We start from the raw sequence: 15,370 nt of genomic DNA on the forward strand, positions 1-15,370 counted from the left end.
TGAGGCGATGCGCGCCCTCCGCAACGTCGCCCTCGGTGTGTGCACCACCCTCCTCGGGGCTCTGCTCACCACCGCGGCCGCCGCACCGGCGCTCGCGGACCCCCTCGACCCCGTCGAGGTCTCGGCGGAGCAACAGAGCATCGCCCCCGGGGTGAGCCTCGAACGCCGCACGACCCTCGACGCCACCGGCCCCGTCCGCAGCTCCCTGCTGCGCCTGAGCGCGGGCTCCACCACGACACCGCGGTTGCTCCAGCAGGACCTCTCCTCCCCCCGGACCCCCGCCGACCTCGCCACCGCCGCGGGCGCGGTCGCCGCCGTCAACGGCGACTTCTTCGACATCGACCGCACCGGCACGCCCGACGGACCCGTGGTCCTCGACGGCACCCCGCTCAAGGCCGACGCCCAGCCGCAGACCGCGGTCGCCGTCGACGCCGGCGCGAGCGGCTGGGTCGGCCGCCTCGGACAGGTCCTGCTCCAGGGAAGCGCGTCGCTCGGCGGCCGGAGCTTCCCGCTGGCCGCGCTCGGGACCCGCACCGTCCCGGCCGACTCCCTCGCCCTCTTCACCCCGGCCTGGGGCAGCGGTGACCGCGCCCTCACCGCGCCCACCGGGATCGAGCTGGAGGTCCGCTCGGGTCGGGTCAGCGCGGTCCGCCCCCCCGGCCCGACGCCCGTCCCGGGCGACGGGTTCGTCCTCGTCGCCACCGGCACGGTCGCCACCGCCCTGGCCGGGACCGCGCTCGGCACCCCCGCCACGACCGACCTGCAGGTCCGCGACGACGCGCTCACCCCCGGCTCCCGCGGGTTCGCCCTCGGCGCCCGCCTCGAACTCGTGCGCGACGGGGCGGTCGCGGCGATCGACACGACGGACCCGACCTGGGCGGCCCTGCGCGCCCGGACCGCGATCGGGTGGAGCGCGGGCGGGGACCTGCTGCTCCTGACCATCGACGGCGGCACCTCCCGCTCGCGCGGGGTGACCGCCGTCGAGACCGCGCAGCGGATGGTCCAGGCCGGCGCCCGCGGTGCCGTCATGCTCGACGGCGGCGGTTCCGCCCAGCTCGTCGCCCGCCGACCGGGCGAGGCGGGAGTCAGCGAGGTGGCCGTCCCCTCCGACGGCGCCGCGCGTCCCGTCGCGAACGCCATCGGTCTGGTCCCGGCCGCGGCGTCCCCCGTCGCGACGTCGGTCGTGCTGCGCGGCAACGGGTCCCCGACCCGCCTCTTCCCGGGCCTGACCGGTCTCGTGGCGGCGGTCCCGGTGAACTCCGCGGGCGCCCCCGTCCCCGGGACCCCGGTCGTGTCCAGCACGGACGGCGCGGTCGCCACGGTCGAGGGGTCCCGGGTCCGCGGCACCGCACCGGGCCTGTCCTCCCTGCACGCCTCCCTCGGCGGCGCGGTCGGGTCCCTCGACGTCGAGGTCCTGAACCCCCTGCGCCGGGTGGACCTCGAGACGCCGACGGTCCTCGACGGCCCCGGGACCGTCGCCGACGTGACCCTCGTGGGCCGCGACGCGGAAGGCCGCTCGGCACCGCTCAGCGCCACCGACGTCACCGTCGCCACCGACCCCGCCGCGCTGCGGGCCGACCCCCTCCCCGACGGTCGACTGCGGCTGACGGCCCTGGCCGCCGGCCCCACGAGCGTCGACCTGCGGCTGAGCGCCGCGGGGCTCACCTCGACCGCGACGGTCGGGGTCGGCACCCGTCCCGTCCTCCTGGACGCGCTCGACGACCCCGCGGGCTGGACGACGAACGCGACCCGGGCGACCGCCTCGCTCCGCCGGGTCGACGTCTCCGACCTCCCGGGCGTCGCGGCGGCGCTGCGCCTGGACTACGACTTCACCGGACAGCCGGCGGGCACGAGCACGGCGGCCCTGGTGGCGCGGACCCCGCTGCCGCTGCCGAGCGGCGGCCGCGAGGTCGTCCTGCAGGTCAGGGGGGACGGGCAGGGCGGCTGGCTGCGCGGGCAGCTCGTCGTCGACGGTGCGCTCCGCCCGGTCACCTTCGCCTCCCGCGTGGACTTCACCGGCTGGCGGACCGTGCGCGTCCCGGTCCCGGGAGCCCGCTCGGTCGCCCTGGAACGGATCTACCTCGCCCAGACCTCGGTGGCCGCGCGCCGGGCGGGATCGCTCGACGTCGCGGCCCTGCAGGCCACGGTGCCGCCGGCCGCCACCACCGGATCGGGCGCACCGGACCCGGCGCTCGGACCGCTGGCGGCCACGGGCCTCCGGACCGCCCGGGTCGCGGTGGTCTCGGGCACGTCGGTGAGCGCCGCCCGTCCCTCCTCCGCGGAGCACCTCGCGGGCGAACTCCGCCGTGTGGTCGCCGGCGGCGCGCAACGGATCCTGCTCGCCGGTGACGTCGTCGGCTCGGCGGCCGCCCCCGGGACGGCCCAGGACGTCGACCTCGTGCGGGCCGTGCTGGCTCGGAGCCTGCCGCCGACGGTGTCCTGGACCTGGATCGCCGGTGACGGTGAGGTCGGGACGCCGGCGGCGAGCGGGCTCTCCTCGACGGGACCACCCGCCACCGCCGTCGACGTGGCGGGGACGCGCTTCGTGAGCGTGGCCACGCGGGCGGGCACGATCCGCGGCGCTGACGCCCACGCCCTGACCCGGGTGCGCGACGACCTCGCGGCGGCGGGCGCGGCTTCGCGCAGCGTCGTGCTCGTGAGCGCCGGTCCCTTCACCGACCCCGACGAGTCGGTGCTGCTGGGGCGGTGGACGGAGGCGTTGCGAGCTCGCGGTGTGCGGGTCGCCGTCGTCGAGGGTGGCGCCCCCGCAGGGGTCCGGCGCGAGGAGGAGGTCCTGCGGGTGGGGACGGCGAACGCCGCGGTGCTCTCGGTCGCCGCGGACCGGGCCGGCCTCCCCGCGACGGCGCGGGCGGCGGCTCCGGGCACCGACGACGGCTGGTTGCGGCTCCAGCCGTCGGGTCCGCTGGTCGACCGGTACGAGCGGGACGTGCGCTGAGCTCCACGGGAGCCCCGCGCGCCGAGTACCATTGGCACTCGAACTCCCCGAGTGCCAGCCGGGGTCCAGGAGCTACGGAGACAGCGTGCCCACCTACGCCTACGCCTGCCAGTCGTGCGGACACTCCTTCGAGGTCCGCCAGTCCTTCAGCGACGACACCCTGACGGTCTGCCCCGAGTGCTCCGGTCAACTGCGGAAGCTGTTCAACAACGTCGGGATCGTGTTCAAGGGGTCCGGTTTCTACCGCAACGACTCCCGGAGCTCGTCCACGTCCTCGGAGAGCTCGTCCAGCAGCAGTACGCCCAAGGAGTCGACCGGCTCGAGCACGCCGTCGTCGAGCTCCACCAGCACGAGCTCCACCAGCGCCGGTACCGGCAGTTCCAGCACCAGCAGCTCGTCGGGCAGCTCTAGCAGCGGGTCGAGCTCCGCCGCCTGAGTCACCGCGGTCTCCACAGGCCCGCCGCAGCGGTCGTCGTCCACAGCCGACCGCCGGCGGGCCCTGTCGCGTCCGGGCGCGGACCTAGCGTCCGGCCATGCCCTCGACCACGTTCCGCCCGGCCGTCACCACGCCGGACCCGCCCGCCGAGCGCGACGAGGGGCCCCGCGCCCGCCGCCGTCGTCGCCTGACCCGGCGGTGGCTGGCCGCGGGTCTCGTCGCGGCGGCGGGCGGGATCGCCGTCACCACCCTCGCTCCTCCCGCCCCCACGACGGTCACCGCCCTCGTGGCCGCCCGGGACCTACCGGTGGGTGCGCTGCTCAGACCCTCCGACGTCCGCAGCGTGCAGCGACCGGCGGACACCCTGCCCGGCGGGCTCCTCACCCCGTCGGCAGCGACCGGGGCCGTGCTCGCGAGCGCCGTCCGCACCGGTGAGGTGCTCACCGACACCCGGACCGCGCAGGCCTCGCTGCTGGTCGCCCAGCCGGTCGGGACCCTGGCCGTGACCGTGGACGTCGGCGACCCGGCGCTGCTGGCCGGGTTGGGGCCCGGGGTGCACGTGGACGTCCTGGCCCGCACCGAGGACCCGGTCACGGGTGCGGCGACGGGGGCCGAGCGCATCGCGAGCGACGTGGTGGTGCTGCGGGTGCCGACCGCCTCGACGGGTGACGGGCTGCTGGGCGGGTCCTCGACGGGGACGCCGGGAACGGGGAGCAGCGTGCTGGTCGCGGTCGAGCCGGCGACGGCGACGCGGTTGACGGCGGCAGCGGGTCGGACGGTCGTCGCGGTGCGTGGCGCGTGAGGGCCCGCTCAGGACTCCAGGGCCAGCGGCGAGCGGGCGGTGACGACGGCGCCGGCGGGTTCGGGCACCCGGCGGCGCAGCATCCGGAGGACGTCGTCGGCCGACATGGGGTCGCCGACGTGCTCGCCCTGGGCGACGTGGCAGCCGAGGTCGGCGAGGACCTGCTGGGTAGGGGCGTCGGCGACGCCTTCGGCGACGACGCGCAGGCCGAGCTCACGGGCCATGAGGATCGTCGAGCGCACGATGACGCCGCGGGCGTGGTCGACGGTCATCCCGGTGACGAAGCTGCGGTCGATCTTCAGCTCGTCGACGTCGAGGTCGGTCAGGTAGGTGAGCGAGCACTGGCCGGTGCCGTAGTCGTCGACGGCGACACCGCAGCCCAGCGCTCGCAGGCGGCGCACCACGGCCCCGGCCCGTTCGGGGTCGGAGACGATCCCGGTCTCGGTGACCTCGAGGACGAGCGCGGAGGCGTCGACGCCGTGGCGGTGCAGCGCCCCCGCGACGAGGGCGAGGAGGTCGTGATCGGTGAGGAGCCGGGCGGAGAGGTTGACCGACACGGTCGGGCTGAACCCTGCGGCGCGCCAGCGCGCCACGTCGGCCAGCGCCTGGTCGAGGACGACGGCGGTCACGTCGGCGACGAGACCGGACTGCTCGGCGAGGGGGATGAACCGGTCGGGGGCGACGGCCCCGAGCTCGGGGTGCTGCCAGCGGACGAGGGCCTCGGCCCCGACGACGACCCCGGTGCGCGGGTCGATCTGCGGTTGGTAGCGGACGTAGAGCTCACCGCGGTCGACGGCGCGGCCGAGGTCCCCGAGGAGTCGCAGCCGCTCGATGCTGTTGACGTCGTGCCGGCCCGCGTAGGTGCGGTACCGGCCGCGGACCTCCTTGGCCTGGTAGAGCGCGACGTCGGCGCTCTTGAGCAGCGAAGGCGCGTTCGTCCCGTGCTCGGGGGCCAAGGCGACGCCGACGCTCGCGGGGAGCAGGACCTGCAGGTCGCCCACCCGCAGCGGCCGGGACATGTCCTCGACGACGGCCGCGGCGAGCACCTCGGCGTCGGCCGCGGCGACGACCAGCAGACCGAACTCGTCGCCACCGAGGCGGGCGACGACGGCATCGGAGGGGGCCAGGGTGACGAGGCGTTCCGCGACCTCGCGCAGCAGCGCGTCGCCGACGGGGTGGCCGAGGGTGTCGTTGACGTCCTTGAAGTGGTCGAGGTCGACGACGAGCAGGCCCGGGCCGCCGCGGGCGCCGGCTCCGACCCCACGCAACGCGCGGGCCGTGGAGGTGAGCAGGGCCTCGCGGTTGGGCAGGCCGGTGAGGTCGTCGACCACGGCGCGTCGTTCGTGGCGCCGGGCGAGCACCGCGCTGACGAGCAGGACGCCGAGGGGGACGCAGACGAGCAGCAGCAGCCAGGGCCCGCCCTCGGCGCTGACGGCGAGCACGGGAGCCGAGGCGATCACGGCCAGCGACAGCAGCGCGCCCGAGGCCGAGCCGGTGCGCAGCGGTCGGCGGGGAGGGCGGGTGAGGACCCGGCGGGCGAGCAGCCCGACGAGGCCCTGCGCGGCGAGTCCGGCGGCCCCGCCGGCGAGGACGGCAGGCCACTGCTCGGGCGATCGGAGCGTGGTCCCCGAGGCGGTGTCGACTCCCACCAGCCCGCCGATGACGAGGTGGCAGACCAGGACGCCGACCACGGAGGTGGCGATCCCAGTGACGAGGGCCCGTGGTCCTCGGCCCTGGCGCACGTCGCGCACCAGCGCGGGGACGGCACGGACGGCCAGGGCGAGGGACAACGGCCCGAGGGCGACGAGGGCGACGAGGAAGCCCCAGGAGACGGGCAGCACGTCGGCGCCGCAGGTGCGGCGGGTGACCGACCGGGACTCCGCGGCCAGGACGACGAGGGCGAGCACGGAGGAGAAGGCGGACGCGTGCCAGGGGGCCGGAGAGCGCGACCCGAGGAGGAGGGCCGTGAGGACCACGGAGAGGGCCAGCACGACGACGGCCGCGTCCAGGGCCCCGGCAGGCACCCCGGCGGCGGGACGGCCAGCGGGGACGGGGGCCGGGCGTGGGGCCACGAGGGTGGCCGACGAGCGCTGCATCCTCCACCTTCCGCCGCCCTCGAGGGACCGTCCACGTGTCGTGGTCGTCCCCCGTCCGGGGGACACCGGTCGAGGTTCCGCGCCCATGATGGGTGCAGGCGGGCGCTGCGCAGAAGTCCCGGAGACGGTCGAATCCCAACTTTCGACCCAGAGTCATTCTGGTTGAGCGCGCAGTCATCCACAGCTGCCGGACAGCGAGTGGATGATCACTCGCTGTGCGTTCGCGCAACGACGAGCGTGCTGTCAGTCCCAGTGCGGAGGGCGCTGCGAGAGGTACCAGTCGTCGTCGAAACCGCCGCCGGACCGCTCGCCCCAGCCCTCGTCGCGGTCGTCACCGGACCGTTCGTCCTCCAGCGGCGCCTCCCGCGGCTCCGCGGGCACCTCGGGTGCGGTGGGCTCGACGGACCCGGTGGGCTCGCCGTCGCGCGGGGTCACGACGCGTCCCGCGCGACGTCCTCGACACCCGCGGCGAGGTCGAACTCCGCGCCCGGGTCCGTGACGTCGACGACCCAGGGCAGGTCGTGTCCCGTGTCGGCGAGCGCCTCGCGCCAGAGCCGGGCGATCCGGTCGGCCTCGGCGTCGACGTCGGCGAAGACGTCGGACTCCAGGACCCGGACGTAGCGCCACCCGCGACGCTCGAACTCCGTCGGCCCGTCGACCTCGCGGTCCAGCAGACCGGCCGCGGCCCACGCCGGGTCGTCGACCTCGACCACGAGACCCGGACCCACCCCGGCCCGGGCGCGCTGGTCGCGCACGACCATCGCCAACCGGCGGGAGGCCCCGACCCCGCACTCCACGGGCAACCCGAGGGCCCGGCACGCCGCGGCGAGCGAGCGCACGAGGGCCGAGGCGCCGGGACGCTCGAGCGGTTCGGGGTACTCCTCCCAGGACAGCGCGAGGCGGGCGAGCATCCGACGGGCCTGGGTGGCGACGTCGTCGGCGCCCTGTTCGGCCGACCAGCCGGAGTCGTCGAGCACGAGGGTGGTGCGCAGCCGGGGACGGGTCAGCGCCATCCAGACCTGCGCGCGGCCGGCGACGGGGTCGCCCGCCACGCCGAGACCCGCGCCGTTGAGGACGGCGTCGGCGACGACGAGCACGTGGTCGCGCCGCTCCCCCGCCCAGCGGGCCGGGGTCGCGACGAGCAGCGCCTCCCGTCCGACGGCCAGCGGGAGTCCCTCGGCGAGGGCGCGGCGGCGGACGGCGTCGGCGAGGAGTTCCGCACCGGCCGCGTCCGGGACGACGATCCCGAGGGACTCCTCGGGGTGGGCGCGCAGCGCGGTGAGGGCCCGGTCCGCGACGAGGTCCACGAGCGCGTCGGGACCGCGGCGCGCACCGGGCGGACGGTGCGAGGTGCGGGCCACGGCCCGGGCGTCGAGCCCGGGTCCGGGCAACGAGACCTCCTGCACCGCAGCCAGTCCCGCGGGGACGTCGTGGAGGAGACCGTCGTCGAGGAGGGCGTGCTGGCGGTCGAGCTGCAGGGTGGGGAGCAACCCCTCGGTGTCGGCGAAGAAGCTGGCGCTGCTGGCCTGCGGCTCGTCCTGGCGTTCCGACGCCGTGAGGACGTCGGCCGGACCGGGCAGCGCGGGGTCGCCGACGACGAGCAGCCGGCGACCGCGGGAGAGCGCGGGCAGGACGGCGGCCGTGGTGGTGGCCTGGGCGCCGAGGACGACCAGCAGGTCGGTCTCCTCGACGCGGTCGGCCAGCGCGGCGACCCCGGCCGCGGACATCGCCGTGACCGGCAGGACCTCGTCGTCGGAGGTGCTGCGGGCGTCGAGCGCGGAGCGCACCGCGGCGGCACGCAGGCCCCGTCCGGCGACGGCGGCGAGCTGCAGCTCGTAGCGGGCCCGGCGCAGCGATCCCGCCTCCCCCGTCCCGACGAGCGGGTCGGTCATGGAGATCGTGTCGAGGATCCCGGCCCACCAGGCCGCCTCCACCTCGGAGGGCAGGTGCAGGCTGCCGGGTCCCGCCCAGCGCGCCTCGAGGTCCTCGAGCAGCCCGCCCCAGCCCGCGGCGGTGAGTTCCTCGAGGAGCACGGTGCGCCGGGGCAGCGTGTCCAGGGCCGCGGCGTCGGCGACGAGGCGGCGCAGCAGTGCCGTCAGCTCGGGGAGCTGGACCTCGAGGAGGGAGTCCGCACCGAGCTCGGCCCAGGAACGGGGCGGCAGGACCTCGGCGAGGGCCTCCAACTCGTGACGGAGGCCGTCGACGGCCGCCACCAGGGCGTCCAGGTCGGCCGGCACCGAGGGCGGGTTGTCCCGCACGCACGCGCGTTGCCAGCGCATCCGCTGGCTGCGGGCCTGCTGCAGCCAGTCGTGCAGCGTCGCCCAGTCCCCGGCGGTCACGTCGGGCCGGAGCATGGCCCGGGCCGCCCGGCGCAACCGCCAACGGGTCAGCAGCCCCAGGCGGACCTCGTGCTCGCGTCGCCACTGCGGCGTCGCCGTCGCCGCGGCGACGTCCCCCAGGGACTGCGCGAAGATCTCGGGCCCGAACCGGCCGATGGTCGTGCGGACGCCGTCGAGCAGGTCGGTGCGTTCCGCCGCCTCGGACACCGAGGACGCCCCCCGCAGACCGGCGGCGTCGCAGACGGTGGCGAGCAGGGCGCGCACCGAGGGCAGCCGGATCCCGACGAGCCCGTCGACGCGGGCCAGCGCCAGCGCGGCCGTCTCGTCGCTGCGCAGCCGGGCTCCGGCCCAGGGCGTGCTGCCCGGCCCGACGGTGAACGCGCCGAGGTCGACGGCCTCCTCGAGGACGCTCGACCAGCGCGTCACGTCCTCGCGGGAGCACGAGGCGAGGTCCTCACCCCGCAGCCGACGGGAGGTCGTCGGCGGGACGTCGCGCTCGCCGAGAGCGACGAGCGACTCCATGGCCTCGTGGACGCTGACCCCCCACGGCGCGCGGGGACGGTGCATGGCCTGGGCGTGGTCCTCCAACGCGCGGGCGGGGCCGGCGACGTCGGGCAGCGCACCGGAGGGACGCTCGGTGGCGTTGCGCGCCGCGACCTCGCGGCGGGCGGCGGCGACCTGGTCGCGGGCGTCGGTCTCGCCGGCCCGGGGGTCGAGGTCGGCCACGAGGTGCAGCACGAGCCGTCCGAAGCCGTTGTCGCGCAGGCGTTCGTCGATCGCGCGACGGTCGGCGGCGGAGTCGGCCACGAGCAGCACGCGCGCCCCCGCGGCGACGGTCGCGGCGATGACGGCCGCCGCGACCTGGGTGGCCCCCGTGCCCGTCGGGGCGTGCAGGCGCAGGTCGCCGCCGGCGAGCACCGCGTCGACGGCGCGCCGCTGGGCGGGGTCGAGGGCGATGCCGATCTCGTCGGCGGGGACGACGACGGCCCGGGGGTCGTCCTCCGGGGGCGCGACGGGCCGCCCGGCGGCGAGCGCCGAGACGATCCGGTGGTCGCGCACCACGGCGCCACGGCGGCGCAGGTCGGCGAGCAGGTCGGCGCCGGGGTCCGCGAAGGTGGCGAGCACCAACCGGCGCTCCACCCGCAGCCCGGTGGTGCCCGCGAGCTGACGGCGCAGTTCGTCCATGGCGGGGTTGGGGTCGAAGCCCCAGTGCGCGCCGACGGCGGAGGCGATGCGGCGGGTGTCGAGCGCGATGCCGAGCTCGTCGCGGGCGACGCGGACGAGGACGGGGTTGACGATCACCTCGGGGACCAGCTGGACGACGAAGTCGTCGAGGGCCTCCGTCGAGGGGGTCACCGTGCAGCGGCGCAGCAGGACGGGCGTGCGACGTGGGGTGCGCAGGACCGGGACGGACCCTTCGGCCAGTTCCTCGGCGCTGCTCTCCCCCGCCAGCGACCACCCCACCGTGCCGACGGCGACGGCGAGCGAGCGGGTGCCGCGCTGGGCGAGGAGCGCCCCGGCGACGCGGTGGGTGGTCCGGGCCCGGCGGCGGGCCTCGGCGAAGGCACCGGCCTCGCGCACCAGGCTGGACAGCGGGGCGGGACCGCCGGCGAGCAGCTGGGCGAGTCCGGAGGGGTGGGCGGTGGTGAGGTCGAGCACGGCGTCGGTGCCGACGGGGCAGTCCAGCAGACCGGACGTGCCGCCGAGGACCTCGGCCTCCGCCCACCAGCGCCGACGTGTCGAGTCGGGGCCGATCGCGGGGGAAGGTGTCACAGACCAACGATAGGCGTCCGCACGCCGTGATCCGCTCAGGCGCGGGGCTCGTGCGTGCCGTCGCGCATGGCCGGGACACCCGCGGACGTGAGCACGGACCCGCGGGAGAGCGCCACCAGCGTGACGTCGTCGCGCGCCCGGCCGCCGCTGTAGCGACGGGCCACGTCGAGGGCCTCGTCGACGAGGGCCTGCGGGGTCAGCTCCGGCAGCTCCCCCAACGCCGCGAGGACCCCTTCGATGCCGAGCTCCACCGTGCTGCCGGTGGGCCGGGCCTCGGTGAGGCCGTCGGTGAAGACGACGAGCAACGAGCCCGGGGCCATGGACGCCGTCTCGGTGTGCCAGCTGCCGGGGACGTCCAGGTGCAGCCAGGACAGCAGCGGACCGGTGGGTTCGAGTTCGGTGACCACGCGCACCCCGCCGTCGACGGAGTCGTCGCGGCGCAGGACCAGGGGCGCGGGGTGCCCCGCGTTGGCGTAGCGGACGGTGCCGGAGTCGGGGTCGACGACCACGACGACGCAGCTGGCGAACCGCTCGGCCTCGTCGGAGAAGACGCGTGCGGCCATGGCCAGCGCGAGGTCGGGTTCGGGTGAGAGGTGCAGGGCCGCCTCGAGCAGCCGCTTCAGCTGGATGGCGACGATCCCGGCGCGCGCCCCGTGACCGGAGACGTCGGCGACGACGACGGCGAAGCGGCCGTCGGGCAGGGGCAGCACGTCGTACCAGTCGCCGGCGAGCAGCCCCTCGGCCGGGCGCAACGCGGCGGCGGAGGACCAGCCGACGACGACGGGCAGTTCGTGGGCGCTCAGCTGGTCGCGGACCTCGGCGACCAGCGGCTGCCCCTGCTTGAGGGCCTCCCGGGCGGAGACCGCGTCGGCGAGTTCGTCGAGGATCCGCTTGCGCATCATCTCCGCGGACGCGGCGACGGCGGCGAGCTCGGGCGGGCCGGGCAGCGCGATGGGCGTCTGCAGGTCCCCCTCGCCCACCTTCACCAGCTGCTCGGACAGCGAGCCGAGGGGGTGGATCACCCAGCGCCGCACCAGGTACAGCGCCAGCGGCACGAGGAGCAGGGCGATGGCGGCGACGAGGAACTGGACGTAGCGGAACTGGTTGCGCTCCCCCCGGTACTCGCTCACCGCGGCGTTGCGACGACCGTCGAGCGTGGTGCGCAGCGTCTCGAGGTCGTCGTAGAGCGAGGAGAACGCCGCGGCGGCCGGTGCGTTGACGATCGAGTTGCTGAGCGCCGTCCCGTCCGAGCCCTGCTTGAACCCGGCCTGCTTGTCGATCACCTGACGCCACTGGGCCGCCTGGTCCAGGACGACCGCGAGCTGCCGGGGCGCGTCGTCCCCCAGGGTCGGCATCTGCTCGTTCTGCAGGTCGGCGACGAGGACGGCCCGGTCGCGGTCGTACTTCTCCAGCGCGCTCTCGCGGTCAGCCGTCCGGCGCGCGAAGCTCGCGGTGTCGGAGGTGACGTAGAGCTGGTGGGCCGTCTGGGCGGTGACGAGGTCGTCCTGAAAAGCGCTGACCCGGGTGCGGAAGGTGCCCTCGAACGGGCTCTCCACGGGGCGGTCGTCCGACTGCAGGGCCGGGGCGATGAGGCTCCACGCGAGGACGAGCGTCAGCACGAGCACGACGACGAGGAACGACAGCCCCATGACGGACACCCGTCGCTGCAGCGACGTCCGCGTCATGAGGCGGTGCCACGTCCTCGTCACGGCTACCCCCTCGCCCGGTCCGTGACGGTGACGATCACCGCCGCGGGTGGGTCACACCTTGTCATCCCCGGCCCCGTTCCCGTCATCCCCGTCCACCGGAGGGGTCGGAGCCGTCCTCGGGAGGCAGCGGGGCGCGGGGCGGGTGAGGGTGGAGCCGTGATCGCTCCAGACCGCCCCTGGCCCACCGAACTCGTCCTCGTCCGTCACGGGCAGTCCACGGGGAACCTCGCCGACGCGCACGCCTACGCGACGCGCTCCGAGGTGGTGGACATCGCCGAGCGGGACGCCGACGTCCCGCTCTCCCCCCTCGGTCGCGCCCAGGCCCAGGCCGTCGGCCACTGGCTGGCGACGGCGTCGGAGGCTCCCTCGCCGCCGGAGGTCGTGGTCTGCTCGCCCTACGAGCGGGCCCACCGCACGGCGCTCGCGATCGTCGACGCCGCGCGGGAGGCGGGCCACGACGTGGCGACCCCGCGGACCGACGAGCGGCTGCGGGAACGCGACCTCGGCTGGTGGGACGGGCTGACCGGCGCCGGGGTCCGGGCCCGCTTCCCCGAGGAGGCGGCCCGCAGGCAGCGGATCGGGAAGTTCTACTACCGCCCGCCGGGTGGTGAGAGCTGGTGCGACGTCGCGCTGCGGGTCCGCAGCGTCCTGTCCTCGCTGCGCGAGGAGCACCCGGGCCGGCGGGTCCTCCTGGTGTCCCACCAGGCGGTGATCATGAACTTCCGGCTGGTGCTGGAGGGTCTCGACGAGCGCAGCCTGCTGGCGATCGACGCGGAGAACCCGCTGGCCAACTGCTCGGTGACCTCCTACGCGGCCGGTCCCGGCGGTCTGGAGCTGCGGGCGGCGGGTGACACGCGGGCCGTCGCGGACGTGAAGGTGACCGATGACGATGTCGACGACGAACCGAGGTCCTGATGAGCAACGTGTCCGACCGGGCTGTGACGGTGACCTCCGCGGTCCTGCGCGAGTGGCCGCTGCCGCCGCCCGGTACCGGGAAGGAGTCCCGCGGCCGGACGGTCGTGGTCGGTGGCAGCACGCGGACCCCGGGCGCGGTCCTGCTGGCCGCGGAGTCGGCCCTGCGGTGCGGAGCGGGGAAGCTGCAGGTCGCGACGACGACGACGACGGCCGCCCCGATGGGGATCGCCCTCCCGGAGGCGCTGGTGCTGCCCCTGCCCGAGACGGCGGAGGGCGGGATCGACCCGGCGTGCGGGGTCGAGGGTGGTGAGCTGTCCGAGCTCGTCGAAGGGGCCCACGCGGCGTTGCTGGGGGTCGGGGCGATCGGCGAGGAGGACGTGCGGTCGCTGTTGTCGCAACTCGTCCCCCGGCTGCGCACCGTCGTCGTCCTCGACGCCCTGGGGTTGGCGCCGGTGACCGCGGACGTCACCTTCCTGCACCACCTGGAGGGTGGCGCAGTGCTGACCCCGAACCTGTCGGAGCTGGCGATCGTGCTGGACGCCGAGCCCGAGGAGGTGGAGCGGGACGTGGCCGGGGCGACGGTCGAGCTCGCCCGTCGCAGCCGGTGCGCGGTGGCGGCCGGGGGCGGGGAGTCGTGGATCGCGGCTCCCGACGGCCGGTGCTGGCGCGACGCCTCCGGCGGTGCCGGTCTCGGGGTGTCCGGGTCCGGTGACGTCCTCTCGGGGATCGTCACCGGGTTGTGCGCGCGGGGCGCGGACCCGGTCCAGGCGGCCGTGTGGGCCGCTCACCTGCACGGACGCGCGGGTGACCGGTTGGCCAGCTCGGTGGGCCGTCTCGGGTTCCTCGCCCGCGAGCTGCCGGCGCAGGTGCCGCCGGTCCTCGCGGAGATCGAGGTCTAGGCGAGCAGCGCGGCGGCGCTGGGGACCAGGTCGCTCAGCGGGATGTCGAGGCGCCAGCTGGTGGAGGACCGGATGTCGCAGGCGCGGGGGTCGCCTTCGGCGGCGTTCCACGTCTGCGGCTGCGCGGTGACCTTCCACGCGTCCGCCCCCTGCTGGCGGGCGCGGGCGGCGAGGGCGGTGTCGCCGGACGCGGTGGCCGCAGAGGCGATCACGTCGACGGCGCGACCGAGCGAGCGTGCGTCGTAGAAGGCGATGGTGCAGCCGGTCTCGACGACGGTGGTCGAGACCAGGATGCAGCCCGACTCCTGGAGGGCGGCGTCGAGGGCGGCGACGGCGGCCTGCTGGCGGGGGGCGCGGCGCTGAGCGGGGACGTCACCACGAAGGGTGGCGCGCGAGTCGTTGCGGAGCTGGGTGGCGGGCATTTCCGGTTACTCCTCGGTTGACGACATCGACCTGGTGCCGGAGTCCCCGTCGACTCGTTACCGACAACCAGTGAGGCCATCGGTCGCTGTTCTGTACGACTTGAGTCTAGGCACCTGTTCGGGGCAGCGGTGACCACGGGGGCACCGGGAGCCCTCTGCGTTCGCTTGCAGCACAGGAGGTTTCCAACGACGCTCTGTCGTAGTTCGACGAGGTCGGACGCAGTGGGGCGCGGTCCCGGAACCACGCCGCAGCGCGCGGCCCCTCCCCCGGTAGGCTTGCCCCGCGCCCCCATAGCTCAGGGGATAGAGCATCGGTTTCCTAAACCGTGTGTCGCAGGTTCGAATCCTGCTGGGGGCACCTGGTCCGCGATCGCCGTGCGGTCACCTCTGGAGCCCCGGGTCCCCCGCGGCTCAGAGGGACCCGCCGCGGGCATCGCGCCGCTCCCCCGGGAGCCGGGGACTCCGCTTCCCCGTCGTGATGAGTTCGAGGAGCTTCGGCGTGTAGGGGACACCGTGCGCCTCGGCGGCCCGCCGCAGCAGCCCCCTGGTCTCCGCGGCACCGCGCCCGAAGACGGGCAGGCTCGCGATCTGCGCCGGCGCGTTCGGCCCGGGGGTGTCGTAGGCCCCGCCGCGCAGGCGCAGGACCGGACCGCTGCCGGCGTAGGGCCAGGTCGTCGTCGACCAGGACACCTCGAGCACCTCGGCCCACGGGTAGGAGGTCTCCCCGCTCCGGCGGACGACGACGACGGCCTCCGCCTCCAACCGGACCCGGTCGGCGCGGTGGACCAGCACCGACCAGACGACGCAGAGGGCGGCCACAGCGACGTAGCCGCCGACGTAGCCGAAGACCCCCGCGGCCCCCCACGGGTTCCACCAAGCCAGCACCCCGACCACGACGAGGGCCCCGACCGCGGTCACCACCGCACGCCGGATCCCGACGGCCCCCAGGACGACCGGTTCCTCCTCCACCCCGACATCCTCCGCGAGGTCCCAGCCGATCGCCCCCGTGGGTCACGGGAGGGT

The 15,370-nt window shown here is 75.9% G+C and carries 11 protein-coding genes, 1 tRNA gene and 1 pseudogene; 6 read left to right on the top strand and 7 right to left on the bottom strand.

The features are described from left to right. Window positions 1-7: 7 nt before the first annotated feature. Both AC0I8G_RS14560 and AC0I8G_RS14565 read left to right on the top strand, forming a co-directional pair. Complete coding sequence (locus AC0I8G_RS14560; RefSeq protein WP_471730551.1) at window positions 8-2,956, top strand: phosphodiester glycosidase family protein; 2,949 nt, start codon at window positions 8-10, stop codon at window positions 2,954-2,956. 85 nt (window positions 2,957-3,041) lie between these two features. Beyond that, window positions 3,042-3,182 (top strand): annotated as a pseudogene (locus tag AC0I8G_RS14565) (FmdB family zinc ribbon protein); the annotation flags it as partial. 14 nt (window positions 3,183-3,196) lie between these two features. Here AC0I8G_RS14565 and AC0I8G_RS14570 read toward each other — a convergent pair. After that, entirely contained in the window at window positions 3,197-3,397 is a 201-nt protein-coding gene (locus AC0I8G_RS14570) for a hypothetical protein (RefSeq protein ID WP_471730563.1), read from the bottom strand. Between the two features lie 92 nt (window positions 3,398-3,489). On the opposite strand from AC0I8G_RS14570, the gene AC0I8G_RS14575 reads away from it, so the two are divergent. Further along, window positions 3,490-4,194: an SAF domain-containing protein gene (locus AC0I8G_RS14575; RefSeq protein WP_471730552.1), complete on the top strand. Its 705-nt coding sequence runs from the start codon at window positions 3,490-3,492 to the stop codon at window positions 4,192-4,194. An 8-nt stretch (window positions 4,195-4,202) separates the two neighbouring features. Here AC0I8G_RS14575 and AC0I8G_RS14580 read toward each other — a convergent pair whose 3' ends face one another. The 4 genes from AC0I8G_RS14580 to AC0I8G_RS14595 all read right to left on the bottom strand — a co-directional run bounded on the left by AC0I8G_RS14580 (window position 4,203) and on the right by AC0I8G_RS14595 (window position 12,111). Then, window positions 4,203-6,290: a putative bifunctional diguanylate cyclase/phosphodiesterase gene (locus tag AC0I8G_RS14580; protein ID WP_471730553.1), complete on the bottom strand. Its 2,088-nt coding sequence runs from the start codon at window positions 6,288-6,290 to the stop codon at window positions 4,203-4,205. A 243-nt stretch (window positions 6,291-6,533) separates the two neighbouring features. Further along, the gene (locus tag AC0I8G_RS14585) at window positions 6,534-6,725 is read right to left on the bottom strand and encodes a hypothetical protein (RefSeq protein ID WP_471730554.1); all 192 of its coding nucleotides are present in this window, start codon (window positions 6,723-6,725) and stop codon (window positions 6,534-6,536) included. Continuing rightward, window positions 6,722-10,402, bottom strand: a complete 3,681-nt coding sequence (locus tag AC0I8G_RS14590; RefSeq protein ID WP_471730555.1) for a hypothetical protein — start codon at window positions 10,400-10,402, stop codon at window positions 6,722-6,724. Before AC0I8G_RS14590 ends, AC0I8G_RS14585 begins: the two co-directional genes overlap by 4 nt. A 35-nt stretch (window positions 10,403-10,437) precedes the next feature. Beyond that, complete coding sequence (locus tag AC0I8G_RS14595; RefSeq protein ID WP_471730556.1) at window positions 10,438-12,111, bottom strand: PP2C family protein-serine/threonine phosphatase; 1,674 nt, start codon at window positions 12,109-12,111, stop codon at window positions 10,438-10,440. 156 nt (window positions 12,112-12,267) lie between these two features. Here AC0I8G_RS14595 and AC0I8G_RS14600 point away from each other — a divergent pair, with 156 nt between their 5' ends. Together AC0I8G_RS14600 and AC0I8G_RS14605 are read left to right on the top strand one after the other, a co-directional pair. After that, window positions 12,268-13,026: a histidine phosphatase family protein gene (locus AC0I8G_RS14600; protein ID WP_471730557.1), complete on the top strand. Its 759-nt coding sequence runs from the start codon at window positions 12,268-12,270 to the stop codon at window positions 13,024-13,026. Continuing rightward, complete coding sequence (locus AC0I8G_RS14605) at window positions 13,026-13,925, top strand: NAD(P)H-hydrate dehydratase (RefSeq protein ID WP_471730558.1); 900 nt, start codon at window positions 13,026-13,028, stop codon at window positions 13,923-13,925. The genes AC0I8G_RS14600 and AC0I8G_RS14605 overlap by 1 nt, the downstream gene beginning before the upstream one ends. Here AC0I8G_RS14605 and AC0I8G_RS14610 read toward each other — a convergent pair. After that, the gene (locus AC0I8G_RS14610) at window positions 13,922-14,347 is read right to left on the bottom strand and encodes a hypothetical protein (RefSeq protein ID WP_471730559.1); all 426 of its coding nucleotides are present in this window, start codon (window positions 14,345-14,347) and stop codon (window positions 13,922-13,924) included. The genes AC0I8G_RS14605 and AC0I8G_RS14610 overlap by 4 nt on opposite strands. Before the next feature lie 285 nt (window positions 14,348-14,632). Between AC0I8G_RS14610 and AC0I8G_RS14615 the strand changes: the two genes are divergently transcribed. Further along, a tRNA-Arg gene (locus AC0I8G_RS14615) sits at window positions 14,633-14,705 on the top strand. A 53-nt stretch (window positions 14,706-14,758) separates the two neighbouring features. Here AC0I8G_RS14615 and AC0I8G_RS14620 read toward each other — a convergent pair. Then, window positions 14,759-15,316, bottom strand: coding sequence for a hypothetical protein (locus AC0I8G_RS14620; protein ID WP_471730560.1), 558 nt, complete (start codon window positions 15,314-15,316; stop codon window positions 14,759-14,761). Between the last annotated feature and the right edge of the window lie 54 nt (window positions 15,317-15,370).

It is taken from the genome of Kineococcus sp. AC630 (genome assembly GCF_979255925.1).

Bases quoted from the DNA above. Each gene is read 5' to 3' on its own strand.
- AC0I8G_RS14560 (WP_471730551.1), top strand. From the start codon at position 8: ATGCGCGCCCTCCGCAACGTCGCCCTCGGTGTGTGCACCACCCTCCTC.
- AC0I8G_RS14605 (WP_471730558.1), top strand. From the start codon at position 13,026: ATGAGCAACGTGTCCGACCGGGCTGTGACGGTGACCTCCGCGGTCCTG.
- AC0I8G_RS14580 (WP_471730553.1), bottom strand. From the start codon at position 6,290: ATGCAGCGCTCGTCGGCCACCCTCGTGGCCCCACGCCCGGCCCCCGTC.
- AC0I8G_RS14575 (WP_471730552.1), top strand. From the start codon at position 3,490: ATGCCCTCGACCACGTTCCGCCCGGCCGTCACCACGCCGGACCCGCCC.
- AC0I8G_RS14610 (WP_471730559.1), bottom strand. From the start codon at position 14,347: ATGCCCGCCACCCAGCTCCGCAACGACTCGCGCGCCACCCTTCGTGGT.